Origin of the sequence: Thetidibacter halocola (genome assembly GCF_018224955.1) — a bacterium.
GTDB classification, from domain to species: Bacteria; Pseudomonadota; Alphaproteobacteria; order Rhodobacterales; family Rhodobacteraceae; genus Thetidibacter; species Thetidibacter halocola.
In genome coordinates, this window is record NZ_JAGTUU010000003.1 from 214587 (window position 1) to 241230 (window position 26644).

Annotated in this window: 21 protein-coding genes; 10 read left to right on the top strand and 11 right to left on the bottom strand. The window is 68.3% G+C overall.

The annotated features are described in order from the left end of the window. Positions 1 to 29: 29 nt before the first annotated feature. Entirely contained in the window at positions 30 to 1649 is a 1620-nt protein-coding gene (locus tag KB874_RS08100) for an ABC transporter substrate-binding protein (protein ID WP_212536066.1), read from the bottom strand. Positions 1650 to 1822: 173 nt separating this feature from the next. Here KB874_RS08100 and KB874_RS08105 point away from each other — a divergent pair, with 173 nt between their 5' ends. Beyond that, positions 1823 to 2707 (top strand): LysR family transcriptional regulator, encoded by an 885-nt coding sequence (locus tag KB874_RS08105; RefSeq protein WP_212536067.1) that lies wholly within the window; start codon positions 1823 to 1825, stop codon positions 2705 to 2707. Here KB874_RS08105 and KB874_RS08110 read toward each other — a convergent pair whose 3' ends face one another. Together KB874_RS08110 and KB874_RS08115 are read right to left on the bottom strand one after the other, a co-directional pair. Beyond that, positions 2708 to 5299: a hybrid sensor histidine kinase/response regulator gene (locus KB874_RS08110; protein WP_212536068.1), complete on the bottom strand. Its 2592-nt coding sequence runs from the start codon at positions 5297 to 5299 to the stop codon at positions 2708 to 2710. 43 nt (positions 5300 to 5342) lie between these two features. Then, on the bottom strand, positions 5343 to 5729 hold the full coding sequence (locus tag KB874_RS08115; RefSeq protein ID WP_249200334.1) for a putative pterin-binding protein: 387 nt from the start codon (positions 5727 to 5729) through the stop codon (positions 5343 to 5345). Between the two features lie 385 nt (positions 5730 to 6114). Here KB874_RS08115 and KB874_RS08120 point away from each other — a divergent pair, with 385 nt between their 5' ends. After that, complete coding sequence (locus KB874_RS08120; protein ID WP_212536069.1) at positions 6115 to 6717, top strand: response regulator; 603 nt, start codon at positions 6115 to 6117, stop codon at positions 6715 to 6717. A 97-nt stretch (positions 6718 to 6814) separates the two neighbouring features. Here KB874_RS08120 and KB874_RS08125 read toward each other — a convergent pair whose 3' ends face one another. Genes KB874_RS08125 through ltnD form a run of 4 tightly spaced genes read right to left on the bottom strand, consistent with a single transcriptional unit; the run spans position 6815 to position 10412 of the window. Continuing rightward, positions 6815 to 7582, bottom strand: coding sequence for a hydroxypyruvate isomerase family protein (locus KB874_RS08125; protein WP_212536070.1), 768 nt, complete (start codon positions 7580 to 7582; stop codon positions 6815 to 6817). Further along, on the bottom strand, positions 7579 to 8229 hold the full coding sequence (gene otnC, locus KB874_RS08130) for a 3-oxo-tetronate 4-phosphate decarboxylase (RefSeq protein WP_212536071.1): 651 nt from the start codon (positions 8227 to 8229) through the stop codon (positions 7579 to 7581). The genes KB874_RS08125 and otnC overlap by 4 nt, the downstream gene beginning before the upstream one ends. Next, positions 8226 to 9488, bottom strand: a complete 1263-nt coding sequence (gene otnK / locus KB874_RS08135; protein WP_212536072.1) for a 3-oxo-tetronate kinase — start codon at positions 9486 to 9488, stop codon at positions 8226 to 8228. The genes otnC and otnK overlap by 4 nt, the downstream gene beginning before the upstream one ends. A 27-nt stretch (positions 9489 to 9515) precedes the next feature. Next, positions 9516 to 10412 (bottom strand): L-threonate dehydrogenase, encoded by an 897-nt coding sequence (gene ltnD / locus KB874_RS08140; RefSeq protein WP_212536073.1) that lies wholly within the window; start codon positions 10410 to 10412, stop codon positions 9516 to 9518. Between the two features lie 163 nt (positions 10413 to 10575). Here ltnD and KB874_RS08145 point away from each other — a divergent pair, with 163 nt between their 5' ends. From KB874_RS08145 to KB874_RS08180, 8 genes are all read left to right on the top strand, one after another. Then, on the top strand, positions 10576 to 12318 hold the full coding sequence (locus KB874_RS08145; protein WP_212536074.1) for a sigma-54-dependent Fis family transcriptional regulator: 1743 nt from the start codon (positions 10576 to 10578) through the stop codon (positions 12316 to 12318). A gap of 153 nt (positions 12319 to 12471) precedes the next feature. After that, positions 12472 to 14271 carry an NAD(P)/FAD-dependent oxidoreductase gene (locus tag KB874_RS08150; protein WP_212536075.1) on the top strand — a complete coding sequence of 600 codons (1800 nt, stop codon included), beginning with the start codon at positions 12472 to 12474 and terminating at the stop codon, positions 14269 to 14271. A gap of 202 nt (positions 14272 to 14473) precedes the next feature. After that, positions 14474 to 14635, top strand: a complete 162-nt coding sequence (locus KB874_RS08155; RefSeq protein WP_212536076.1) for a hypothetical protein — start codon at positions 14474 to 14476, stop codon at positions 14633 to 14635. A 94-nt stretch (positions 14636 to 14729) separates the two neighbouring features. Further along, positions 14730 to 15557, top strand: a complete 828-nt coding sequence (gene kduI / locus KB874_RS08160; protein WP_212536077.1) for a 5-dehydro-4-deoxy-D-glucuronate isomerase — start codon at positions 14730 to 14732, stop codon at positions 15555 to 15557. Continuing rightward, positions 15554 to 16309, top strand: a complete 756-nt coding sequence (gene kduD / locus KB874_RS08165; protein ID WP_212536078.1) for a 2-dehydro-3-deoxy-D-gluconate 5-dehydrogenase KduD — start codon at positions 15554 to 15556, stop codon at positions 16307 to 16309. Before kduI ends, kduD begins: the two co-directional genes overlap by 4 nt. 76 nt (positions 16310 to 16385) lie before the next feature. Further along, on the top strand, positions 16386 to 17366 hold the full coding sequence (locus tag KB874_RS08170; RefSeq protein ID WP_212536079.1) for a LysR family transcriptional regulator: 981 nt from the start codon (positions 16386 to 16388) through the stop codon (positions 17364 to 17366). A gap of 95 nt (positions 17367 to 17461) precedes the next feature. Further along, positions 17462 to 19897 (top strand): GcvT family protein, encoded by a 2436-nt coding sequence (locus tag KB874_RS08175; protein WP_212536080.1) that lies wholly within the window; start codon positions 17462 to 17464, stop codon positions 19895 to 19897. 78 nt (positions 19898 to 19975) lie between these two features. After that, positions 19976 to 22864 carry an FAD-binding and (Fe-S)-binding domain-containing protein gene (locus KB874_RS08180; RefSeq protein WP_346346519.1) on the top strand — a complete coding sequence of 963 codons (2889 nt, stop codon included), beginning with the start codon at positions 19976 to 19978 and terminating at the stop codon, positions 22862 to 22864. 3 nt (positions 22865 to 22867) lie between these two features. On the opposite strand, the gene KB874_RS08185 is transcribed toward KB874_RS08180, so the two are convergent. From KB874_RS08185 to KB874_RS08200, 4 genes are read right to left on the bottom strand one after another with little or no spacing between them, the layout of a single operon-like run. After that, positions 22868 to 23932: an Ldh family oxidoreductase gene (locus tag KB874_RS08185; protein ID WP_212536081.1), complete on the bottom strand. Its 1065-nt coding sequence runs from the start codon at positions 23930 to 23932 to the stop codon at positions 22868 to 22870. Continuing rightward, positions 23925 to 24785 carry an ABC transporter permease gene (locus KB874_RS08190; RefSeq protein ID WP_212536082.1) on the bottom strand — a complete coding sequence of 287 codons (861 nt, stop codon included), beginning with the start codon at positions 24783 to 24785 and terminating at the stop codon, positions 23925 to 23927. Before KB874_RS08190 ends, KB874_RS08185 begins: the two co-directional genes overlap by 8 nt. Further along, entirely contained in the window at positions 24782 to 25591 is an 810-nt protein-coding gene (locus tag KB874_RS08195) for an ABC transporter ATP-binding protein (protein ID WP_212536083.1), read from the bottom strand. Before KB874_RS08195 ends, KB874_RS08190 begins: the two co-directional genes overlap by 4 nt. Then, entirely contained in the window at positions 25588 to 26616 is a 1029-nt protein-coding gene (locus tag KB874_RS08200) for an ABC transporter substrate-binding protein (protein ID WP_212536084.1), read from the bottom strand. The genes KB874_RS08195 and KB874_RS08200 overlap by 4 nt, the downstream gene beginning before the upstream one ends. Between the last annotated feature and the right edge of the window lie 28 nt (positions 26617 to 26644).

The window sequence follows — 26644 nt, forward strand, 5'->3', positions numbered from 1 at the left end:
GGTCATCCCGCCGCGCGGCGCAGGTCACGTCACTGCGCGGGGCGCACGTCGTAGGGCAGGGTGTACTGGTCCACCCGCGGCGTGTAGCTGAGCGACTTCTTCATCGCCCAGGGCGTCACCTCGAAATGCAGCGGGATGATCGCCCAGTCGGCCATCGCGACGCGCGAGGCCTCGCGCAGCAGCTCCTGCCGCTTGGCATCGTCCACCGTGGCCAGCGCCTGCGTCAGCAGGTCGTCCATCGCCGTGTTGGAATACTGCCCGCGGTTCGTGCCGCCATAGCCGCGGCTCTTGTCCGGCGTGGCCAGCAGCGCCTTGAGCGGCGAGGACATCTCGCCCGTGCCCGAGCCCCAGCCAGCCAGGTAGGCCGAGAACTCGTGCGCGTTGCGGCGCGAGAAGAAGGTCGATGCGGTCGAGGCGTCGATCTCGGTCGTGATGCCGATCCGCGACCACATCTGCGCCACGGCCTGCGCGACCTGCGCGTCATTGATGTAGCGGTCGTTCGGCGTGCCGATGGTGATGCCGAACCCGTTCGGATAGCCCGCCTCGGTCAGCAGCGCCTTGGCGCGGTCCGCGTCAAAGCCCGGCGGGGGCATGTCGCCGTCCGCATGGGCGCCGAACATGCCGCCGGGCAGCAACTCGCCCGCCGCCACGGCCACACCGCCCATGATGCGGTCGACGATGGCGTCGCGGTTGATCGCGATCGACAGCGCCTCGCGCACGCGGATGTCCTTCAGCGGGTTCTTGCCGTCGGTGCCGGTGATCATCGGCGACGGTTCCTGCGCGTGGTCGAGGTGGATGTAGATCACCCGGTTGGAGATGCCTTGCACCGCCAGCAGGTCGTCCTGCCCCTTGATCCGGTCGAGATCCTGCAGCGGCGGGTTCTCGATCATGTCGACGTCACCGGCGAACAGCGCGGCGACGCGCGGTCCGGCCGAGGTCAGCGGCTTCATCTCGACCTTTTCCCACGGCGCAGGCTCACCCCAGTAATCCGGGTTGCGCACCAGCGTCACGCCCTCGCCGCGGCGGAAGCTTTCCATCAGGAAGGGGCCGGTGCCGATGGCGGCCGAGCCGTCGTTGAAGGCCTGCGTCGCTGGATAGGCCAAGTCGCCGCAGCCATCCGGGCTGAACTGGATCGACGCGCCGTCGACGCCGTTCGCCTTGGCCGAGATCACGCCCCAGGTCGAGACCTCGGTGGGCAGCAGCGGGTAGGGGCCGTCGGTCTTGATGACCAGCGTCAGCGGGTCCGGCACCTCGAAGCCCGCGATGGCCTTGGTGTAGGTGGTGAAGAGCGAGGGCGAATCCGGCACGCCGGGGATGCGGCAGACGGAATAGATCACGTCATAGGCGTCGAAATCGGACCCGTCCGAGAATTTCACGCCCGGGCGCAGCTTGAACTCCCAGCTGGAATCGTCCAGCGGGCGCCAGCTTTCGGCCAGTTCGGGTAGCAGCGCCTGCGTCTCGTCGGTTCCGACGAGCGATTCGAACACGTTGCGGCGCAGCTGGTTGTTCGGGCCGACATTGTGGAAATGCGGGTCGGCCGAGCTGGGCTCGGACGCAACGCCGATGCGCAGCTCCTGGGCGGCCAGCGGCATGGCGGCAAGGCCCAGCGCCACCGCACAGGCGGTGAGGCGCAGATGTCTGGTCTTCATGGTCGTCTCCCTGTTTGCCGGACTTCTGGATGCGTCCGTTTTCGCCTTTCGGCGGGTGGGGGAAGCCTAGCAGACGCGAAATGCATGGAAAGCGGCGACATGATGCGCTTTCATCATGTAACAACAAGCGGAACGCATAGGGTGTCCGGCTTGCAGCAGAGGGAGGCGAGGTGGTGCGCAACAACTGGCATTCGATCCGCGAGTACGAGGCGCTGCGCGCGGTCATCACCTCGGGCACGACGAATGGCGCAGCGCGGCTGCTGGGCGTGTCGCAATCCGCGGTCAGCCGGTCCATCGGCCAGCTTGAGGCGCGGCTGAACCTGGTCCTGTTCGAGCGGCGCGGCGGGCGGCTGCGCCCCACGGCCGAGGGGCTGCGGCTGAACGGCAATCTCGACCGCCTGTTCGACGCCATCGCGGTGCTGAACGGCGCCGATCCCGAGGAACCGGGCAGCGGCACGCTGCGGCTGGCCGCGCCGCCCTCGCTGTCGCAGATGGTGGCCAACCAGATGGCCAGCTTCATCGCGCTGCATCCGGGACAGCGCCTGTCGCTGGAGACCTGCACCTCGTCTGGTCTCGTCAGCCGGATCAGCGAGGACGCGGTCGACCTCGGTTTCACCCATGCCGACCTGACCCATTCCTCGATGGAGCTGATCCCGTTCCACGAAAGCGTTGCGGTCTGCATCCTGCCACGGAACCATCCACTGGCGCGGCACGAGATCATCACGCCCGAGCACCTGCACGGGCAGGATTTCATCTCGATCCTGCGGCGGCACATCGTGCGCTCGCGGCTCGATCGGCTGTTCGCCGAGGCCGGGTCGGTGCCGAACCGCGTCGCCGAGGTGGCGACGGGCCTCAGCGCGGCGACCCTGGTGCGGGCGGGCACGGGCGTCTCGGTGATCTGCCCCTTTCCGGTGGTGCGCGAGGACGACCAGACGCTGGTCGTGCGCCCCTTCCTGCCGCGCTTCATCTACCGGACGTCCTTTGCCGTTTCGACGATGCGGCCGCTGTCGCGTGTCGCGCGCGCCTTCATGCGGCATGTCAAGCTGTCCCTGGCCTGATCAGGTCTCGTCCTGCACCGGGGCCGCAGGGCTGGTGCGCAGGGCGGCGCGCGTGTCCTTCCAGCACAGGCACAGCGCCCGCCACGCCGCGTCGAGATCCTCGGTCGCGGCGCCGGGGGCGTCGCGCTCTAGCAGGCGCAGCCGGTCGCCCAGCGCCCGCGCGCCGTACACCCCGGCCGATCCGGCCAGTCGATGTGCCTCGGCAACCAGCGCGGCACGGTCGGCGCCGGCTCCTGTGACGGGTGGCCCGTCGAAGAACGCGTCCATTTCGGACAGGAAGGCCCGGTAGGCGGTGCGCAGCCTTGCCGCGGGAAGGGTTGCGACCAGTTCGGACAGGTGCGCCTGGTCCAGCAGCTGGTCCAGCGGGTGATCCAGGGGGGCGTCCACGGCCTTCGTCGTGGCGCCGACGGCGGTCGCCAGCGCCCGGCGCAGCGCCGCGACGCTGAGCGGCTTGACCAGAACGTCGGTCATGCCGGCGGCGCGGAAGGCGTCCAGTTCCTCGGGCATGGCATGGGCGGTAGTGGCGATGACCGGGATCTCGGCAAGGCCGTTGCCGCGCGCCCGGATCGCCCGCGTGGCCTCCAGCCCGTCCATTCCGGGCATGGAGATGTCCATCAGGATCGCGTCGAAGGCGCGGCCTTGCGCCGCCTGCACGCCTTCGCGCCCGTCATGCGCCGTGACCACGTGATGGCCGTCGCGTTCCAGCATCTCGCGCGCCACCATTCGGTTAGTCGGGTTGTCCTCGACCAGAAGGATGTCCAGCGGCGGGATGGCGACGCCCTGGTGGTCCGGCGCCTCAGCGCACTCTGGTTCGGCGGCGGCTGTCCTGCCTTCGCTGTCATGCGGCGGCGCCAGCGGCAGACGCAGCCAGAACACGCTGCCCTCGCCCGGCTCGCTTTCGGCGCCCAGCGTGCCGCCCATCGCGGTAGCCAGCCGCCGCGAGATCGCCAGTCCAAGGCCCGTGCCGCCCGTCGCCCGTCGGTAAGAGGCGTCGACGGTGACGAAATCGCCGAAGATCCGCTCGATATCCTCCTCGGCGATGCCGATGCCGGTGTCGATGACGCGGATCTCGACCTCGTCGAGTCCCGACATGCATTCTGTCTCGATGATCACCTCGCCGTCACGGGTGAAATTCAGCGCGTTGCTCACGAGGTTCAGCAGGATGTGCCGGATCCGGTTATGGTCGCCATGCACCTCGTGCAGCGCCGGGCTGGGCGGCGCCAACCGCAGCCGGTTGCCGCGCTCGACCGCGCGGCCGGTCTGGCCCTCGACGATCTCGCGCAACAGCGCCACCAGGTCGAAACGGGTGCGGTGCATCGCCATCTTGCCGGCGTCCAGCCGCGAGATGTCGAGCACGTCGTTCACATGGCCCAGCAGGGTGCGCCCGGAATTGCGGATGATGCGCAGGTAGCGGCGGTGGCGGGCATCCAGTGTGTCGGGGTCGAACAGTTCCAGCGTGCCCAGCATCCCGTTGAGCGGCGTGCGCATCTCGTGGCTCATCACCGCCAGCAGCTCGGCCTTGGACTTTTCCCCGGCTACGGCGCGGTCGTGCGCTTTGCGCAGCGTGTTCTCCGCCTCGACCCGGTCCGAGATGTCGCGCATGAAGCCGATGATGATGTCGCCCTCGGGCGCACGGGCGGCGGCCAGTGCCAGGTCGACCGGGAACTCCGTGCCGTCGCGGTGCAGCGCCTGCATCTGGACGATGCCATGGCCGATGACGTGCTTTTCACGGGTGGTGCGGTAATGCTCCATCCCCTTGCGGTGCATTTCGCGCACCGGTTCCGGCACGATCAGGCGGCTCATCTCGGCGCCCATCGCCTCGGCGCGGGAAAAGCCGAAGGTGCGTTCGGCGGCCTCGTTGTATTCGATGATCTTCCCGTCCAGGTCCGTCACCACGATCGCGTCGAGCGAGGTGGCGACGATGGTCTGCATCCGCTCGCTGACCTGGCGAAGGTCGCTGGTCGCATTTTGCATCCGGCGCAGCAGCCGTGCCAGCGCCACGACCAATAGCAGCAGCAGCAACAAAAGCACGGTGGTCAGCGCAGCGATGTCCAGCAGCGTGCGCGAGATGCTGGCGCGGCGCTGGTCGCTGAGGCGGGAGAAGATTTCGATGCCCGCCAGGGCGGTCTGCCGCAACAGGCCCTGCGCGTTGCGCGCCTCGGCGATCAGGACGGGCAACTGCGCCTGCAACGCGGCGTCGGGCCCGTCGATCACCGGGGTCGTCCGGTCGAAGATGGTGTCCAGTTCGGCCAAGGCCGCGGCGACGCCGTCATCCGCCCGCAGCTCGGCGTAAACCGGGCTGTCGCGCAGCGTGGCGACGCGGCTGTAGAGGATGTCGAACCTCAGCCGCACGGCGCTCAGCCGGGGCTGGTCCGCCACGCTTTGCCGCGCAGCCTCGGACTCCAGTTCCATGGCCTCGACTTCGGCCTGCGACAACGTCCATTCCACGTTGTCGGAAGAGGCCGACGCCAGCGAGTGCAACTGTGTCCGCACGTCGGACACGAAGTAGATAAGAGCGGTCATGAGAAGCGCCACCACGAGGACCAATAGTCCTCTCAGCGTGGTCTTGCTTCCCATGATCCAGTCCGTCATGCCGCGTTTCACCCCTCGATCCTTCCCCAAGGAAAGAGGGGCGTCAACGTGTTACGGCAAGCCGGTCGAGTTGCCAGATGCTCCGTGAGTAGTAGACTTCTGACTTGAATTTCTGATCGGCATCGAAAGGGTAGACAATCCAGAGCGGGCCCTTGTCCCGCACCGACATGGGTTCCCCGTTCCGGTCCATCGCCAGCAGTGCGGATCCCTCCAGCGCGTCGTCCACCGGGATCTGCACCGCGTAGTCGTTCAGCGCGGTGGCGGTGATCGCGGTGCCCTCGGCGCCCACGGCGGTCAGGACCGCGGCAAGGCGCGGCCCGGTAAAGGTCTGTTCGCCGTCAGTCCAGATCGTCGAGGTGGTCACGCTGTCCTGGCCCAGGGCTATCAGCATCTCGCGGTCGAAATGCGCCTCGTCCCCGGCATTGGTCATGGTTATGTCGCCGCTGACGCGCAACAGGACGGGTCCTTGCGGCTGCGGCAGTTCCCCGGCCGCGGCCATGCCAAGCCCGGTTGCCGCGAGGGCGATGGCAATGCCGAAAACTCTGCCTGCCCGGACCAAGCGCACAAAATGGTTCCTTTCAATGCTGTTCTTGGACCCTCAATCGCACACTCTGTCCCTGTTGTCGCGGTTCCGGCAGCATAGGGCGCCTATCCTTTCGTATAGGGCACGGCATCATCGGCTTTTCGGAGGCCTGCGGCATCCGAAAAGCGAGGGGCCTTCTATCCCGCGGGCCGCGGCGGCCGGCGCACTGGTCTTTCCCGGCCATCTCGCTATGGTCGTCTGAACCGCGGGGCTGATGGAGCAGGCCTTTTCGATGCGCATACTTGTCGCCGACGACCATGACCTTGTCCGCGAAACCATAGCGGCCTTCCTGAGTGCCGCAGACATCGCCGAAGTGCGGGGCGTGGCCACGCTGGACGCGGCCGTGGCCCTGGCCGAGGAAAGCGGCAGTTTCGACCTCGTGCTGCTGGACTACGACATGCCCGGCATGCGCGGACTCGAGGGTCTGGCGCGGATGCGGGTCGCCAACAACGGCAGGCCGGTGGCGATTCTGTCGGGCACCGCCACGCGCGAGGTCGCCGAGGCCGCGCTCGAGGCGGGGGCGCAGGGTTTCATCCCCAAGACGCTGGCGGCCAGGTCGCTGCTGACGGCGGCGCGGTTCATGGCGGCGGGCGAGATCTATGCGCCCTTCGACTTCATGAACGGGCGTGGCGAGACGGCGGACGAGACGCTGACACGGCGCGAATACGACATGCTGCGCGGCATCTGCGAGGGCAAGTCCAACAAGGAGATCGCCCGCGACCACGACCTTCAGGAGGTCACGGTCAAGCTGCATGTCAAGACGCTGACGCGCAAGCTGGGCGCCCGCAACCGCACCCAGGCCGCGATGATCGCCCGCGACCGCGGTTTGGTCTGACCGCCATCAACGACGCATCGCGGCGTGATTCTGCCCGGCCATCTCAGGCGGGCGCGCCATGTCCCTTGCGGGGATGACGGGATGTCGGGCCGGGGGCCTAGGACAGACTCTGCGACCGCCGGGCATGCAGCCAGCCCAGCGTGTCGTCGGAAGAGCCGCCGGGCTTGTATTCCGCGCCCAGCGGCCGGCTCCAGCCCAGCGCGGCGATGCGGTCGAAGACATAGTTGTAATCCATCTCGCCATGATCCGGCGCGCCACGGTCGGGCACGGCGGCGAACTGGATATGGCCGATCAGCGGCAGCAGCGCGGCAAGCCGCGTGACCACATCGCCCTCTGTCCGCCCGACATGGTAGCAGTCGAACATCAGTTTCATGCCCGGCAGGTCCAGATCTGCCAGCAATGCAGCGGCCTGGTCGGTCGTGCGCAGGAAATAGCCCGGTGCGTCGTGACGGTTCAGCGGCTCGATCAGCAGGGTGATCGCATCCGGGCAAGCCGTGCGGGCATACCGCAGGTTCGCCAGGAAAGCCGCGTGGGCCTCTGGTCCCTCGGCGAAACCGGCCATGACATGGATCGCCTGCGCGCCCACGGCGACGGCATAGGCGATGGCCTGGTCGATGGCGGCGCGGGCCTCTGCCTCGCGGCCGGGCAGGGCGGACAGGCCGTTCTCGCCCGGATTGCCGCGGATCGTGTTCAGCCCCAGCATCGGCAGGCCGGTCTGGTCCAGCGCAGCGCGCACCTCGGCGGCAGGCGTGTCATAGGGCCAGTGGCATTCGACCGCGTCGAAGCCTGCCGCATGGGCGGCACGGATCGCGTCCGGCAGCGGGCGGTCGGCCCAGAGAAAGCCGAGATTGGCAGAGAATTTCATCCGTCCCACTCCACGTCGAACCTGGTGACGACCGCGCGCACCTGCGCCTCGGTCAGCATCCGGGGATCCAGGCCGCGCGTCAGCATCGCCAGACGCGCGGTGTTTTCCAGTTCCTCGACCGCGTTGCAGGCGGCCTCCACGTCCTTGCCGGCTACCACCGGCCCATGATTGGCCAGCATCACCGCCGCGCGTTTCCCGGCCAGCCCGCGCACCGCCTCGCCCATCGCCGGGTCGCCGGGCAGAAAGAAGGGCAGCAGCGTGACCCGCCCCAGCAGCATGATCCCGTAGGGCGTGAGCGGCGGCAGGAAGTCGTTCGCGTCCACGTCAGGCATCATCGACAGAGCGACGGAATAGCACGAATGCAGGTGCACCACCGCCCCCGTGGCCGAGCGTGTCTCGTAAAAGGCACTGTGCAGGGGCATTTCCTTGGTCGGCCTGTCGCCATCGACATGCCGTCCCGCCGCGTCGAACCGGCTGAGACGCGCCGGGTCGAGCCGGCCGAAACTGGTGCCCGTGGGGCTGACCAGCAATCCGCCATCCTCGGTCCGGGCCGAGATGTTGCCGGTGCTGCCATGCGTCAACCCCCGGTCAAAGATCGACCGAGCCAGCAGGCAGATGCGCTCGCGCAGGGCGGCCTCGGCGCTCATATCCGATCCAGCGCGTCGGAAAAGAACGTGGGCGCGCCGAAATTGCCGGATTTCAGCGTCAGCGCGATCCGGTGCCCGCCGCTGTCGCACCAGGTCCAGGGCACGCCGGGCGCGATCTCGGGGCCGATATCCAGCCGGTCGACGCCCAGCGCCTGCGTGACCGCGCCCGAAGTCTCGCCGCCGGCGACAACGATCCGCCGCGCGCCCGCGTCGCGCGCCGCCACGGCGCAGGCGGCCAGCGCCTGTTCGACGATCTGCCCGGCGCGGTCGCGGCCTAGCCTGTCCTGCGCTTCGCGCACGGCGGCGGGTTCAGCGGTGGCGTAGAGCAGCGGCGCCCGATCCAGGTCCTGCTGCGCCAGCCAGTCCAGCGCCGGTTGCACCCCGCCCTCTGCCAGCGCCAGCGGGTTCAGCCGAAAGGCGGGCACGCCAAGGTCGCGATAGGCGGCGACTTGCGCGTTGGTCATCGCCGAACAGCTGCCCGACAGGACGATCGCCGCACGGGGCAGGTCTGGCGCCGCGACGGGGGCAGCGTCGAGGCCCGGCAGGCCCTCGGCGCGGTAGAGCGCGGGCAGGGGCATGGCCAAAGCGCTGCCCCCGGTCAACAGCGGCATGTCGCGGCAGGCCTCGGCGATCACCGCGAGGTCGTCATCGGCCACCGCATCGACCACCACATGCGCCACGCCCTCGGCCCGCAGTCTTGCCAGCGCGTCGTGCAGCGCGGGCGCACCCGCCGCCACGGTCAGCCGGTCCGCCAGCCCGACAGGCCGCGTCACCTGCGGCTCCAGCAGGCGCATCAGGTTGGAATCGCGCATCGGCGTCAGGGGATGGTCCTTCATCGGGCTTTCGGCCAGCGGCTGCCGCCCGACAAAGAGGTTGCCCATGAAAATCGCCCGGCCGTTCTCCGGGAAGGCCGGGCAATAGATCGTCTGGTCGGTGTCGAGGTCTTTCATCAGCGCCTCGGCGACCGGGCCGATATTGCCCTCAGGCGTGGAATCGAAGGTCGAGCAATATTTCCAGAAGAACCGCTGCGCCCCCGCCTGCCGCAGCCAGTCTAGCGCGGCGCGACACTCGGCAACCGCCTGCGCGACCGGCGCGGTCCGCACCTTGAGGGCGATCACCTCAAAGGCGGCGGTCTGCGAGGGTGGGACGGACGGCACGCCGATCCGCAGCGACACCGCCACGCCGGAGCGCGCCAGCAGCCCGGCGAGGTCGGTCGCGCCGGTGAAATCGTCGGCGATGCAGCCCATAACGGTGCGCATGGCGTGGTCCTTTCGTGACAGGCCGGTTCAGCCCTTTTCGGGCGGCAGGTCCAGCCCGGCATTGCGGGCATAGACCTTGGCGATGGCAGCGTCGTCCTGGTGGCCCAGGCCCATACCTACCGCGACCATGTATTGCTGCAAGGCCGCAGCGGTGATCGGCGCCGAGAACCCGGCCGTCTTGGCGATGTCCAGCACGATGCCCAGGTCTTTTGGCCAGATGTTGATCTGGCTGCGGGGCGTATAGTCGCCGTCTACGATATGGGGCGCGCGGTTCTCCAGCATCCAGCTGGTGCCGGCGCATTGGCTGATGACCTCGACGAACTTTGCCGGTTCCACGCCCTGCGTCATGCCGAAGGTCAGCGCCTCTGCCATGGTGGCGATATGCACGCCCGCCAGAAGCTGGTTGACCGCCTTCATCGCCGAGCCGGGCCCGGCTTCGGACCCCAGTTCGAAAACCGTTGTGGCGCAGGCGTCGAGCACCGGGCGCGCGGCGGCAAAGGCCTGTGGGGTGCCCGCCGCCATCATTGACAACGCGCCCTGCGCCGCCTTGGCCGCCCCGCCCGAGATCGGCGCATCCAGGTAATGCACGCCCGCCTCGGCACAGCGCGCCTCCATCGCGCGGGCAAAGTCGGGCGGCACCGTGGCGCAGGAAATCACCACCGCGCCGGGCCGCAGCCCGGACACCGCGCCGGTCTCTCCGAACAGAACCGCCTCTGTCTGGGCGGCGTTCAGCACCACCACCACCAGCGCATCCAGGTCGCGGGGTACTTCGCCCGTCTGCCCGCCCTCGGTCGTAAAGCGGTGGACGGCATCCGCGTTGATGTCGACGCCCCAGGTGCGATGCCCCGCCCGCAGGCAGGATTGCGCCATGCCGTAGCCCATCGATCCCAGGCCGATCACGGCCGTCCTGAATTGCGTTGTCATCGCTGCCCCCCTGTTGCCGCGCCTGTGCGCGGGTCATTCCCTGCTCCGGGAATAGAGGGTCGCAGGCCCCGGCGGCAACCGCTTCTTTTCCGACCTTGGCAGGACTCGGCGGATGCTGCCGACCGTGCTAGGGTCAGCGCGCGCGTTGCGATGGGAGGAGCGGATGCGCGATATCGACCACGTGACAGAGATCGACCGCGTGCTGCGCGGGCAGGAAACCGGGCGCGACCGGGTGGTGGCCGACAGCTGGCGGCGCTGTGTCGAATCCTATGGCATGGACCCCGCGCGCCCCGATCCGGCGCATATCGTGACCGAGACCGAGTTGCGCGCCCACCGCGAACAGGCCGAACGCCTGATCGCCACCGCGCGCTCGGGCCTGCATGCGCTGTTCCGGCAGGTGGCGGGGCAGAATTACGTCCTGCTGCTGGCCGATGCCAAGGGTGTCTGCGTCGACTTCTTCGGCGACCCGAGGTTCGAGGACGACCTGCGGCAGGCGGGGCTTTACCTCGGCTCCGACTGGTCCGAGGACCTGGCCGGCACCTGTGGCGTGGGCTCTTGCCTGATCACCGGCCAACCGGTGACGATCCACCAGTCCGACCATTTCGGGCTGGCGCATACGCCGCTGTCCTGCACCGCCGCGCCGATCCGCGACACGCGGGGTGAGTTGACGGCGGTTCTGGACATCTCGCTGTTGCGCTCGCCCTCGCCGAAATCCTCGCAGAACCTGGCGATGAGCCTTGTCACCGCCGCCGCGCGGCGGGTCGAGATGGCGAACCTGATGGCGATGACGCGGCGCGACTGGGTGCTGCGTTTCTCCACCAGCCCCGAATTCCTCGAGGTCGATCCCGAGGCGGCCGTGGCGCTGGACGGGTCGGGGCGGATCCTGGGGATGACGACCGGCGCGCAGCGCGCCCTTGACCCCGAGGGCACGGGCGCGCTGATCGGCACCCACATCGACGACTGGATCGAGATGAGCGTGGACGACCTGCCCGACCTGATGCGCGGCCGTCCGACCGAGGACCGCGTGCTGCGGCACAAGGACGGGCGCGGCCTGTTCGGCCATGCCATCGCGCCGCAATCGCCACACAGCGCCGCCGCGTTGCGCCGCCAAGAGCCCGACCTGCCCGGCGCGCTGGGCAGTTTCGCCGGGTCCGACCCGGCGCTGGCGCGGCTGCTGGGGCGGGCGGCGCGTCTGGCGACGACACCGGTGCCGCTGCTGGTCGTGGGCGAGACCGGGACCGGCAAGGAAAAGCTGGCCCGTGCCATCCATGTCTGCGGGCCGCAGGGGCGCGGCTTTCACGCGCTGCGCTGCGCCGGGCTGTCCGACCTCGCGGCGCTGGATGAGGCGACGGCGGGCACGCTGTTCCTGCGCGGCATCGAGGATCTGACGCCCGAGGCGCAGGGCCGGCTGCTGGCGCTGCTCGACCGGCGCGGCGACCTGCGGGTGATCGCCGCGACCCGCGCGGCACCGCCCGCCTTGGCGGACATCCTGCGCGACGACCTGTTCCACCGCATCGCCGGCGCCACCCTGTCCCTGCCGCCGCTGCGCCACCGCGCCGATTTCGACTGGCTGCTGGAGCGCCTTCTGCGCCGCCGCTCGGCCGACGATGCACGGCTTACCCCGGCGGCACGGGCCGAGCTGAAATCCCGCGACTGGCCCGGCAACATCCGCGAGCTGGAACGCGCCCTGGACGTCGCTCTGGCCGTGGCCGGAGGGCCGGTGATCGACCTGCCGGACCTGCCCGATCCGCCCTGCGCCGCCGTGCCCGAGGACCGCGCCGAGGATCTCGAGGCGTTGCTGAATGCCTGCGGCTGGAACATGGCGCAGGCGGCGCGGCGGCTGGGCGTCAACCGCTCGACAGTGCTGCGGCGCATCCGCAAGGCCGGGCTGACCCCGCCCGCCTGACGCGGATGTTGCGCCCCTGTTGCGCGCGCAACGCCGCGCGCCCCGTGCGCCGGTTTTGTCCCTGCCGCAACGTCAGCCCCGTTGCCCGCGCGGCCCGAGCCGGTCCAGCCTGTGCACCGGAGGAATCCGCAACCACAGTAAAGGGAGGAGCACATGCTCGATTCGACACTGGCCGACCAGACCCAGGCCTTTCTCGACGATTTCGACGCCGCGCTGGAGGCGGGCGACACGGCCCGCGCGCGCGAGATGTTCGCGGACGACTGCTATTGGCGCGACCTCGTGACCTTCACCTGGAACATCAAGACGGTCGAGGGCAAGGCGCAGGTGGAGGACATGCTGAAGCACCAGCTGGCCACCACCAAACCCACCGGCTGGGCGCTGGCAGAGGGCGAGCTGCCCACCGATGAGGGGGGCGTCGTCACCGCCTGGATCACCTTCGAGACGGCGGTGGCGCGCGGCTATGGCCTGATCCGGATCAGGGAGGGCAAGATCTGGACCCTGCTGACCACGATGGTGGAACTCAAGGGCCACGAGGAACCCAAGGGGTTCGCCCGCCCGCTGGGCGCCAAGCACGGCGCCGGCAAGAACCGCACCACCTGGCTGGAGGAACGCCAGAAGGAAGAAAAGGAACTCGGCTACACGAAACAACCCTATGTCGTCATCATCGGCGGCGGACAGGGCGGCATCGCGCTTGGCGCGCGGCTGCGCCAGCTGGGCGTGCCGACGATCATCGTGGAAAAGAACGACCGCCCCGGCGACAGCTGGCGCAAGCGCTACAAGTCGCTCTGCCTGCATGACCCGGTCTGGTATGACCATCTGCCGTATATCAAGTTCCCCGAGAACTGGCCGATCTTCAGCCCCAAGGACAAGATCGGAGACTGGCTGGAAATGTATACCAAGGTGATGGAGCTGAACTACTGGACCCGCACCACGGCCAAGTCCGCCCGGTATGACGAGAAGACCAAGGAATGGATCGTCGTCGTGGACCGCGATGGCGAGGAAGTGGTGCTGAAGCCGAAACAGCTGGTCATGGCCACCGGCATGTCCGGAAAGGCGCGGATGCCGAATTTCCCCGGCATGGACAAGTTCAAGGGCGACCAGCACCATTCCAGCCAGCATCCGGGCCCGGACCGCTACAAGGGCAAGAAGGCCGTGGTGATCGGCTCGAACAACTCGGCCCATGACATCTGCGCCGCGCTCTGGGAAAACGACGTGGACGTGACGATGGTGCAGCGGTCCTCGACCCATATCGTGCGATCCGACACGCTGATGGAGGTGGGGCTGGGTGCGCTTTACTCCGAAGAGGCGGTGCAGAACGGCGTGACGACTGAGAAGGCCGACCTGATCTTTGCCTCTCTGCCCTACGCGATCCTGCATGAATTCCAGATCCCGGCCTATGAGGAGATGAAGAAGCGCGATGCCGATTTCTACGCCGGGCTGGAAAAGGCCGGCTTCTGGCTGGACTGGGGCGACGACGGCTCTGGCCTGTTCATGAAATACCTGCGCCGCGGCTCGGGCTATTACATCGACATCGGCGCAAGCCAGCTGATCATCGACGGCAAGATCAAGCTCAAGCGCGGACAGGTGGTCAGCGTCGATGAGACCGGCGTCAACCTCGACACCGGAGAGCACCTCGACGCCGACCTGATCGTCTACGCCACCGGCTATAACTCGATGAACGGCTGGGTGGCCGACCTGATGGGCCAGGAGACGGCCGACAGGTTGGGCAAGGTCTGGGGCCTCGGCTCGGACACCACCAAGGATCCGGGCCCCTGGGAGGGCGAACAGCGCAACATGTGGAAGCCGACGCAGGTCGAGGGGCTCTGGATGCATGGCGGCAACCTGCACCAGTCGCGGCACTATTCGCAGTTCCTGGCGCTGCAACTGAAGGCCCGGATGGAGGGCATCCCGACCCCGGTCTACGGCCTCCAGGAGGTGCATCACCTGGCCTGAGCCCGCGCGTGTCGCGGGGCGGCGCCCGACGGGGAAACCTGCGGGCGCCGTTCCCTTTTCCGGCAGCATCTCATCGGCGCAGCCGGGCCAGTCGGCCGAACTGGCATGCGGATGGAAACCGGTCTAGCCTTTGCCCCGAACCAGGCGGGCAGGGACGGCATGGCGCAGCAACTCGGGATCGGCGGCAGGGGCACCAGCGTCGATGGCATCTTTGTCCATTTCCAAGGCCGGGATCGTGGCGCGGTTCGCCGTGTCGCGCCAGCGGGTGCGCGCGGCCTTCGCCGGTCCGGCCAATCCCGACCTGCTGCTGATCCGCCTGCAGTCCGCGGCCGAGATCGCCAAGTCGCGCCTTGCCCGCTCTTGATCGAGACCAAAGCGCCGCACCGCGCCGTGGCCGGGGCGGTCGGGGCGCAGGGGGCTGAGCGGGCCATTGCAAGACTGCATGAAAAGGAAACAGCATGATCAAGACAGAACTGCGCCGCGCCGTCGACCCGCGCCACGCCCGAACCATGGACACCGACGCGCTGCGCGCCGAGTTCCTGGTCGAAGACCTGTTCACGCCGGACGCGGTGCGGCTGGTCTATTCACAGTATGACAGGATGATCTTCGGCGGCGCGGTGCCCGCAGGCGGGCCGCTGACCATCGACGCGGTGCCCGAGACCGGCACGCCCTCGTGGCTCGACCGGCGCGAGGCCGTGCTGGTCAACCTCGGGACCGATGGCGCGGTCGCAGCTGGCGGCGAAACCTACACGCTTGGCCGGTGCGACATGCTGTATCTCGGCATGGGGTCGGGCCCCGTCACCGTCTCGGGCGCGGGGGCGCGATTCTATATCGTCTCGGCCCCGGCGCACCGGATGATCCCGGCGCGGCGCGTGACGCTGGACGAGGCCGCGCGCCTGCCGCTGGGCCACCGCGACACAGCGAACGAGCGGGTCGTCAACCAGATGATCCACCCGGCGGTGATGGAAACCTGCCAGATCGTCATGGGTTTGACGCGGCTTGCCACCGGGTCGGTCTGGAACACCATGCCCACCCATACGCATGAACGGCGGTCCGAGGCCTATCTCTATCTCGATATCCCCGAGGACCAGTTCATCCTGCACCTGATGGGAGAACCGGACCAGACGCGCCACCTGGTCGTGCGCAACGAGCAGGCGGTGCTGTCGCCGCCCTGGTCGATCCATTGCGGGGCGGGCACCGCCTCCTACGCCTTCATCTGGGCGATGGCGGGCGACAATGTCGATTACACCGACATGGACATGGTCGCGATGGGGGACCTGAAGTGAGCCGCTTTTCGCTGGACGGAACCCGCGCCTTCGTCACCGGCGCCAATACCGGCATCGGACAGGCCATCGCGGTCGACCTGGCGCGGCACGGCGCCCACGTGGTCGCGGTGGGACGCTCCTCGATGGAGGAAACGCTGCAAGCGGTCGCGCAGGCCAGCGGGCGGGCCGATGTCGTGCAGGCCGACCTGGGCAGCGTTGCCGGGGCGGTGGCCGCCTTTGACGAGGCCGGGTCGCGGTTCGGCCCGATCGACACGCTGGTGAACAACGCCGGCATCATCCGCCGCGCCGACAGCCTGGATTTTACCGAGGCGGACTGGGACGCGGTGATGGACATCAACCTCAAGGTCGTCTTCTTCCTGTCGCAGGCCTTTGCCCGGTCGCGGATCGCGGCGGGGCAGGGCGGCAGCATCGTCAACATCGCCTCGCTTTTGTCCTTTCAGGGGGGAATCCGCATCCCCTCCTACACCGCGTCGAAAAGCGGTGTCGCGGGACTGACCAAGACGCTGTCGAACGAATGGTCGGCGAAGGGCATTACCGTCAACGCCGTGGCGCCGGGCTATGTGATCAGCAACAACACCGAGGCGCTGCGCGCCGATCCCGAGCGCAACCGCGCCATCCTCGACCGCATCCCGATGGGGCGCTGGGCCGAACCGGTGGACATCGCCGGCGCGGTGACGTTCCTCGCCTCGCCCGCCGCGCGCTATGTCACCGGGATCACCTTGCCGGTGGATGGTGGCTGGCTGGGTCGCTGACAGCCTCGCGCGATTTGACACGACGTGAAATGGTGGCGACAGTTCCGAGAAACCCGGAACAGGGCGGAGCCCATCCATGTCGTTGCCACGCCTTTCCCTGCAAGTGCTGGACGCCTTCGAGCAGGTCGCGCGCCTGGGCTCGATGAAACGCGCAGCCGAGGCAATGGGCCTGTCTATCTCGTCGGTCTCGCACCATGTCGCGCGGCTGGAGGAGGCGCTGGGCGTGACGCTGATCGACCGCTCGGCGCGTCCCTTTGCACTCACGCCCGAGGGGCGAGAGGCGTTCCGCCACCTGTCGGCGGGGTTGCAGCACCTGCGCCGCGCCACCAGCGAGACGGTGGTGGGCGGATTGCTGGGCGCGCGGTCGCTGCGGGTGGGGATCGTCGAGGATTTCGAAAGCGGCGTCGCGCCGGAACTGGCCGTCACACTGGCCCGGCGCATGCCGCGGGCCGCGCTGTCGATCCGAACCATCCTCAGCCACGAGGCGGTCGGCCTGCTGGCGCGCGGCGCCCTGGATATTGCCGTAGCAGCCGAGGCGGCCGATCTGCCGCCTGACCTGCCCGTGGCGCCGCTGGTGCGCGATCCCTTTGTCCTGGCCATGCCGCGCGAGGTCGAGACCACGCCGGAGGACCTGCTGCGCGGGCGCCCTGCGCTGCCCTTCCTGCGCTTCAACCGCGACCACCTGATCGGTCGCCAGATCGAGGCACAGCTGACGCGCAACCGGATCGCCCCGCCTGACCGCTATGCCTTTGACAGCGCGCACTCGATCATGGCGGTGATCGCGGGCGGGGCGGGCTGGTCGATCCTGACGCCGCTGGGCTGCTTGCGGGCCAGTCGCTATGCCGCGCAGGTGCGGCTGCACCGCCTGCCGCTGGCGGCCTTTTCGCGGCGTATCTCGCTGCTGGCGCGGCCGGATTTCGATCCGCCCGTGGCCGAGGCCATCGCCATGCTGCTGCGTCAGGCCATCGGGCGCCTGGTCGTGGCCCCCGTGCTGGCGGATCATCCCTGGCTTGCGCCGGATTTCACCATCCTCGGGCCGGATGGGAATCCGGGATGACAGGTTCGGTTTTTTCGAAACTGTTGTGTGCCGGTTGACCCATGCCGGGCCGTCTTGCTGGATCGGGACGGTGCGGATCGGCGACGGAGGCGGGAATGCGGAACCAGGCAAGAGTGGTGGTGATCGGTGGCGGCATCGCGGGATGCTCGACCCTCTATCATCTCACGCAGGAGGGGTGGAGCGACGTCATGCTGATCGAGCGGGACGAGCTGACCTCGGGCACGACATGGCATTCCGCGGCGCAGGTCACGAATTTCGGCATGACCCAGACGATGGTCGGCCTGAAAAGCCATTCCATCGCGCTCTACAAGGAATTGCGGGACGATCCCGACTACCCGGTGGGCTACAATTACGCCGATGGCGGCATCCGGCTGGCCAACACGCAGGCACAAATGGACGGCTATCGCCATTTCGCCTCGATGGCCGCCGGAATGGGGGTCGAGTTCGAGGTGATCGACGCCGCCGAATGCGCCCGCCGCCATCCGCTGATCTCGACCGACAACCTGCTGGGCGGGCTGTGGGATCCGCATGATGGCCATATCGACCCGGCGCAACTGTGCCAGGCGCTGGCGCGGCGCGCGCGCCTTGCCGGGGCCGAGGTGAACCGCCACACGCCCGTCACCGGCCTGACCCAGCATCCCGACCACAGCTGGACGGTGCACACCGCAAAGGGCGACGTCCGGGCCGAGATCGTGGTGAACGCCGGCGGCTACCGCTGCAACGAGATCGGCGCGATGATGGGCGTGCAGCATCCTGTCGCCTCGATGGAGCACCAGTATTTCCTGACCGAGGACATTGCCGCCATCGCCGAGGCCGGGCACCGGATGCCGCTGCTGCGCTGCCCGATCAGCGACTACTACTGCCGGCAGGAAAAGGGCGGTCTGCTGCTGGGCTTCTACGAGCAGGATTGCCGCCCCTGGGGCATGGACGGGATCGACCCGAACTTCTCCAACGATCTGTGCCCCGACGATCTCGACCGCATCACCGACGTGCTGGAAGGCGCCTTTGCCCGCATGCCGGCGCTGATGGAGACCGGCATCCGCACGGTTGTGAACGGGCCGATCACCTACACGATCGACGGCGCGCCGCTGGTCGGGCCGGTCCCGGGCAAGCGCAACGCCTTCTGCATCGTCGGGCTGCGCGCCGGGCTGGGCGAGGGTGGCGGGCATGGCTGGCTGCTGGCGCAGCAGATCGTGCATGGCGAGGCGCAGTATGACACCTGGATCATCGACCCGCGCCGCTTTACCGGCCATGCCACGGTGGAACTGACCTCGCTGAAGGCGATCGAGGATTACCAGAACGAGTTCCGCTTTCACTTTCCGCACGAACACCGCCCCGCCGGACGCCCGATGAAGACCACGCCGCTGACTGCCGTGCTGGCCGCCGAGGGCGCGGAATTCGGCACGGTGAACGGCTGGGAGCGGGTCGATTACATCCGGCCATCACCGGACTTCACCGAAACGCTGGGTTTTCGGTTCAACGAAGTGCAGGCCGTGGTCGCCGACGAGGTTCGCGCGGTGGCGACCGGTGTCGGTCTGACCGAGGTCTCGGGCTTCAACCGGATCGAGCTGACCGGCGCCGATGTGCATGCCTTCCTCGACCGGATGACCTGCGGTGCGGTGCCCCGGCGTCCAGGGCGCGTGGGCCTGTGCTACCTGCTGAACCAGCTTGGCTGCCTCAAGGGCGAGGCGACCATCGCGAACATCCCGCCGTCGCACCGGGGTGGGGCGCGGGTCTGGTATGGCTCGGCCGCCGCGTCGGAATTCCACGACATGGACTGGCTGCGCGCGCATCTGCGCCCGGGCGAGGACGTGACCCTGCAATCCCTGACCAACGCGCAGACGATCCTCGTTCTGGCCGGGCCAAAGGCGCGCGCCGTCCTGTCCGCCGCCGCGCGCGGCGACTGGTCGCGCGAGGCGTTTCCGTGGCTGTCCGTGCGCGAGACCCATGTGGGCATTGCGCCCGCGACGGTGCTGGGCGTCAGTTTCTCGGGTGAACTGGCCTATGAGATCCACGTCCCGAACGAAAGCCTGCACGCAGCCTACCTCGCCCTGCGCCGTGCCGGCGAGGCGCATGGCCTGCGCCTGTTCGGCTCGCGCGCGGTCGAGTCGATGCGGATGGAAAAGGGCTTCCTGCACTGGAAGGCGGATATCGTGACCGAGTTCGACCCGTTTGAGACCGGGCTCGACCGGTTCGTGCGGCCGGAGAAGGGCGATTTCATTGGCAAAACCGCGCTGCTGGAGCGCCGGGCGCGGGGGTCATCGCGCCGCCTTGTCACGCTCGCCATCGAGACGGATGAGGCCGCGGCCCATCCAGGCGCCTCGGTCCGGGAAGGAGGGCGCATAATGGGCACTGTGACCTCGGCCGACCGGGGGCACCGGACCGGCCTGAACCTGGCCTATGCCTTTGTCGATCCGGCCTGCTCGGTCGAGGGCACGAGTCTGACGGTCGATATCCTTGGCCAGCCCGTCGCCGCGCGGATCATTCCGGCGGGGCCCTACGACCCTGATCATGCCCGGATGCGCGGCTGAGGCCGCGATCCGCGATTGCCGGGCGGCCCGTCTGTCGCCATTCTGACCGCAAGCGGTTTTCCGGGAAGGACGGGCAGGGTGACACAAGACATGGCGGATCTGGCCGCGCGACTTGCGCGCCGCGTGCAGGGCGAGGTGATGGTCGATGCCTTCTCGCGCGGGCGCTATGCGACCGATGCCTCTTTTTACCAGATGATGCCCTTGGGCGTCCTGGTGCCCAGATCCGAGGAGGATATCGCCGCTGCCATCGACATGGCCCGCGAAGAAGGCGTGCCGATCCTTCCGCGCGGCGGTGGCACCTCGCAATGCGGGCAGACGGTGAACGCGGCGCTTGTGGTGGACAATTCCGTCCATTTCAACGACCTGCTGTCGCTGGACGTGGAAAACCGCCGCTGCACCGTGCGCCCCGGCATCGTGCTGGACGACCTGAACCGCGCGCTGAGGCCGCACGGCCTTTGGTTCCCGGTCGACGTCTCGACCGCGTCGCGCGCCACGATCGGCGGGATGGCGGGGAACAACTCTTGCGGGGGCAAGTCGCTGCGATATGGCATCATGCGCGACAACGTCCAGTCCGTCGACGCGATCCTTGCGGACGGCACGAAGCGGCAGTTCGGTCCGGTGAACGGCGCGGACGATCCGCTGGCCCGCGACCTGCTGGCGCTGGGCGCGCGCGAGGCGGCGGAAATCGACGCGCGCTTTCCCAAGCTCATGCGCCGGGTTGGCGGCTACAACATCGACGCGCTGGTGCCGGGCCGCGCGGTCAACCTGTCGGAGCTGCTGGTTGGGTCAGAGGGGACGCTTGCCTATTCCACCGCGATCGAGCTGAAACTCTCGCCGCTGCCGGGTGAGGTGGGCCTAGGCGTCTGCCATTTTCCGACCTTCCACCAGGCGATGGAGGCAGCGCAGCACCTCGTCACGCTGGGCCCGCAGGCGGTCGAACTGGTGGATTCTACGATGATCGCGCTGGCCCGCGACATTCCGATGTTCCGCGCCACCGTGGCCGAGTTCGTGACCGGCGACCCCGACGCCCTGCTGCTGGTCGAGTTCGCCGAGGGCGAGACGGCGGCGAACGCGGAAAAGCTGCGCCTGCTCGACCAGATGATGGGCGACCTCGGCTATGACTGGCGCGGCGAGGAGCGGCGCTGGGGTGGCGTGACCCCGGTCACCGACAAGGGCCTGCAAGGGCGCATCGCGCATCTGCGCAGCGCGGGACTGAACATCATGATGTCGATGAAGGACGCGGGCAAACCCGTGTCCTTCGTCGAGGATTGCGCCGTGGCGCTGCCCGACCTCGCCGACTACACCGCCGGGCTGACCGAGATCTTCGATCGCCATGGCACGCGCGGGACGTGGTATGCCCATGCCTCGGTCGGTTGCCTGCATGTGCGCCCCGTGCTGAACCTGAAACTCGACAAGGACGTGGCCGCGATGCGGGCCATCGCCGAGGAATGTTTCGACCTCGTGGCGCGCTACAAGGGCTCGCATTCGGGCGAACATGGCGACGGGATCGTGCGGTCGGAATTCCACGAACGGATGTTCGGCAAGCGCATGGTCGCGGCCTTTGCCGAGGTCAAGCGGCGCTTCGATCCGCATGGCCTGTTCAACCCGGGCAAGATCGTCGACGCGTCGAAAATGGATGATCGCGGCCTCTTTCGGTATCCGCCGGGCTATGCCGCGTCGGATCATCGCCCGGTGCTGGACTGGCGGGCCTGGCCGGGCGGAGCGGGCGGGTTCCAGGGCGCGGTCGAGATGTGCAACAACAACGGCGCCTGCCGCGCGCTGAAGGGCGGGGTGATGTGTCCGTCCTACCGCGTGACGCGTGACGAGCGCGACGTCACGCGGGGGCGGGCGAACACTCTGCGGCTGGCGCTTTCGGGGCAGTTGGGGCCGGACGCGCTGGCCTCCGACGCGATGGCCGAGACGATGAAGCTGTGTGTCTCGTGCAAGGGCTGCAAGCGCGACTGCCCGACCGGCGTCGACATGGCCCGGATGAAGATCGAGGTGCAGGCGGCCCGCGTCGCGGCGCATGGCCTGAACCTGCATGACCGGCTGGTGGCCTACCTGCCGCGCTATGCGCCCTATCTCGGGCGGATGCCGTGGCTGACGAACCTGCGCAACCGGGTGCCGGCGCTGGCGCGGCTGACCGAGGGGCTGACCGGCTTTACCGCCTCGCGCCCCCTGCCGGAGTGGAGCGCGCGGCCCTTTCGCGATGCCGAGGCAGCGGCGGGGGACCCGCAGGCCGTGCTGCTGGCCGATTGTTTCAACCGCTGGTTCGAGCCGGAAAACCTGCGCGCCGGCGTTCGCGTGCTGGCCGCTGCGGGCGTTCCGGTCACGGTTGCGGCCGCACCGCCTGGCCAGCGACCCTTGTGCTGCGGGCGGACGTTCCTGTCGGCGGGGCTGGTCGATCAGGCACGCACCGAGGCGACGCGCCTGATGGCCGCGCTGCTGCCTCATGCCGAACGCGGCCTGCCCATCGTCGGACTGGAACCCAGTTGCCTGTTGACCCTGCGCGACGAGATCCCGGCGCTGCTGCCCGGCCCCGAGGCCGAGGCGCTGTTCGCGCAGGCAAAGCTGCTGGAGGAATATCTGGCCGACCGCGCCGATGAGCCGGATTTCACCCTGCCGCTGAAATCGCCCGCGCCCCGGGTGCTGCTGCATGGCCATTGCCACCAGAAGGCGATGGGCGTCATGCCCGCGATCCAGCGCACGCTGGCGCTGTTGCCCGACACCGAAGTTTCGGTGATCGAAAGCAGTTGTTGCGGCATGGCCGGGGCCTTTGGCTACGGGGTCGGGACACATGGTTTCTCGCGCAGCATGGCCGAACTTGACCTGATGCCGGCGATCCGGGCCGCCGATGCGGAAACGCTGATCGTGGCCGATGGCACCTCGTGCCGGCACCAGATCGCCGACCTTGGCGACAGGCCGGCGATCCACGTGGCGCGGCTGTTGGACCGGGCGCTGGTCTAGGCGTTAGGCGTCCGCAAAGGGTGCGTCGAGCCCGCATTCGGCGGCCAGCGCGTTCAGATCGCGCCGCAGCGCGGGGTTGAGCGTCAGGCCACTCTCGCGCCGGGCCTCCGCCTCGGCGGTCTTGCCGTCGCCGGGCAGGCGCACCGGGTCATGGCCGGGCAGGGGCGTCGAGGCCCGGAACTCGGCAAAGACCCGCGCCGCCTCGGTGGCAAAGCCGTCGCCCAGCCCGAAGGCAGCCGGGTTCAGCGCCATGACGAATTGCCCCGTGTTGGTTTCCGATGTCGTGTCAGCGGTGAAATCCACCACGTTCGCGCCAAAAGCCGCGCCGTTCAGCACGCCCGCGAGCATCCCGATGGCGACCGACAGGCCATAGCCCTTGGGCCCGCCGATGGGCAGAAGAAAGCCCTCGTCGCGGCGGTTCGGATCGGTCAGCGGCTTGCCGTCGCGGCCCACCATCCAGCCCTCGGGCATCAGCTTGCCCTGTTGGGCCAGCGTCTTGATCTTGCCCATCGCGGCCACGGTCGTCGCCATGTCGAAGACAAAGGGGTCGGCCCCCGCGACCGGCGCCGAGAAGGCGATCGGGTTGGTGCCCAGAAGCTCATCCGTGCCGCCATAGGGCGGCACGTGATTGGCGCTGCCGACCGCGCCCGCCATGCCCAGCAGCCCCGCCTCGGCCTGCGGCCGGACATAGAGCGCCAGTGGCCCCGCGTGGTTGCCGCGCCGAACGCCGACCCAGCCGATGCCCGCCGCGCGGGCCTTTTCCATCGCCAGGTCGCGGGCGGCGGCCATGGCCAGGTGGCCCAGCCCGTTGTCGCCGTCGATCAGCGCAGTCGCTTCGGTCTGCCTAACCACTCTGATGACGGGGGCAGGGTTGCACCCGCCGCCCGCCAGTCTTGCCAGGTATTGCCGCAGGCGAAAGACGCCATGCGTGCCGTAGCCGTAGATGTCCGCCTCGACCATCAGCGCCGCCACGCGCTCCGCATCCGCCTCGGGAACCCCGCGCGATTGCAGCGCGCGGGCCACGAAATCGCGCAGGGTATGCGCGGCGATGGTGCCTGCCTCAGGCATCGTGCGCGCCAACCCGTTCCTTGTGCCAGAACACGACCTTGCGCTGTGTCCACTGCACCAGCACGTAGAGCGCGAGGCCCACGAGGCTGAGGTAGAGGATGAGCGAGAAGACGCGCGGCGTGTTCAGCTGCGAGGCGGCGACCCGGATCAACTCGCCAAAGCCCCTGCCGCCACCCAGGAATTCGCCCGTGATGGCGCCCGCCATGACGCCGACGGCACCGATCTTGAGCCCGGTGAAGATCTGCGGCAGGCCTGTGGGCAGCTTCATCTTGATGAGGGTCTGCATCCGCGTCGCGCCCATGGTCTTGAACAGCATGCGGGCGTTTTCATCCGCCGCATGCAGGCCGGCGGCGGTGCCCACGACGATCGGGAAGGTCGCGATGAAGGCCGCCAGAGCCACCTTGGATTCGATGCCGAAGCCCAGCCAAGCCACGAAAAGCGGCGCAAAGGCCACCTTGGGCATGGTGTCGATGGCCACGAGATAGGGCATCACGGCCTTCTCGCCAAACGCGGTCTCGCCCACCAGGACGCCCAGCGAAAAGCCGATGGCGATGGCCAGGGCAAAGCCGTAGATCACCTCCTTCATGGTGATCCACAGCGCCAGCAGCATGTAGCCGCCGGTCAGCAGGTTCTGCCCGACAAAGATCATGTCCTTGAGCGTTTCCATCGGCGTCGGCAGGATGATCGGCGACACCAGCCCGAGGCTGGTCGTCAGTTGCCAGGTGCCGACGAAGACCACGAAGACGAATGTCATCGCGATCCAACGCGGGATGGAATCGATCAGCGATATTTCCTGGACCCAGACCGTGTCCTGGCCCGCGTCGGCGGAGGAATTTGCCTGAACGTCGCTCACATGTCTTCTCCCTTGTCCAGAAGGCCGCGGATATGGTCGACGATGGCGCCGAACTTGGGCGTGGTCATCATGTCGAGCGTGCGGGGCCGGGGCAGGTCCACCGGCACGACCTCTGCGATGCGGCCGGGGCGGGGTTTCATCACGATGATGTCGTCGGACAGGATCACCGCCTCCTGGATCGAGTGCGTCACGAGGAAGGCCGTGGCGTTCTGCTCGCGGCAGATCCGCTGCAATTCCATGTTCATCATGTCGCGCGACAGCTCGTCCAGCGCGCTGAACGGCTCGTCCAGCAACAGCACGGCGGGTTCGGTGATCAGCATCCGGCAGATCGAGGTCCGCTGCGCCATGCCGCCCGAAAGCTCGTTCGGATAGACGTTCTCGAAGCCCTTGAGGCCGACGATCTCCATCAGCTCATGCGCCTTGTCGAGCGCCTTTTTCGCGGCGGCCGCGCCGTCGCGGATCTCGATGGGCAACACGATGTTTTCCACCGCCGTCTTCCACGGGAACAGGGTGGCCTGCTGGAACATCATGCCGATGTCGCGGCGCGGGCCGGTCACTGGCCGGCCTTGCAGCACCACGCGCCCTTTGGTGGGCGGGATCAGCCCGGCCATGATCTTGAGCAGGGTGGATTTCCCGCATCCGCTGGAGCCGATGACCGAGGTGAAGCTGCCCTTGCAAAGGGTCAGCGTCACCTCGGTCAAGGCCACCACCTTGTTGCGGGCATAGGTCTTGCTGACATTGGTCAGCTCGTAGACCGGCGCGCCATGAGGCGCGCCGGAATACTCGTTTGCAAGGGCCGTGTTCATCCGCCGATGGCCTTGTTCCAGTCGGCGATGAATTCGTTGGTAAAGGCCGCGCTCAGGTCGTCCAGCGGTCCGGGGATCTCGCCGCCGGCGACCATGCTTGCCTGCCACTCTTCCCAGACCTCGGGCGGCATGTAGCCCAGGCCGTTGCTCATGTCGGCGGGTACGGTCTTGGAGCGCACGGCGTCGAACAGTGCCGACTGGAACTCCTTGTCCTCGCCTTCCTGCGGGTTGCCGGTTGCCAGGTGCGCCAGCACCGTGTCGCGGTTCGCGTCGTCGAGGGCAAACGCGTGGCCGCGCATGAAGGCGCGACCGAACTTCTCGACCAACTCACGGTCGTTGCGGATCGTGTCGCCCATCGTGGCGATGCCGTTGCCGAAGAAGCGGCCGAACTCGGCGGGGGTGATGTCACGCACCGCCATGCCGCGCTGGTTCAGGATCGCCGCGTCCGCGGTCGAGGCGGAATAGGCGTCGATCTCGCCCGACAGGAAGGCCGCCGTCGCCGGGCCGCCGTCGCCCACCGTCAGGAAGGTATAGTCGGTGCCGTCGGTCATGCCCGAGCCGGACATCACGTTGCGGGCAAAGCCCACCTCGGCGCCATCCGCGGTGCCGGTGCCGATCACCTTGCCGCGCAGGCCCTCGGGGCCCTGGATGTCGGAATCCTGGCGGACGACCACGCCGAAGTTGCTGCGCGCGGCGACGTTGTAGATGAACACCGCGTCCACCCCGCGCGAGCGCGCGGCGATGACCGGGCCGGGGCCGGGACGGCCGAAATGCGCTTGGCCTGCCGACAGCGCCTGAAGCACCGCGCCCGAGCCGTTGATCGCCTCGACGGTGACGTTCAGCCCTTCCTCGGCGAAATAACCCTCGCCGATGGCGACGAAGACCGGGAACGAGTTGATGGCGGACGGACTGGGCTGGACGAAGGTGATGTCGCGCATCCCCTGGGCCAGGGCCGCCGTGCCCAAGAGCCCCGTCGCCGGAATGGCCGACAGAAGCGAGGCGGTGAAGGTTCTTCTGGTAATCATTGTCGTGTCTCCTCCCTTGTTTGGTTCG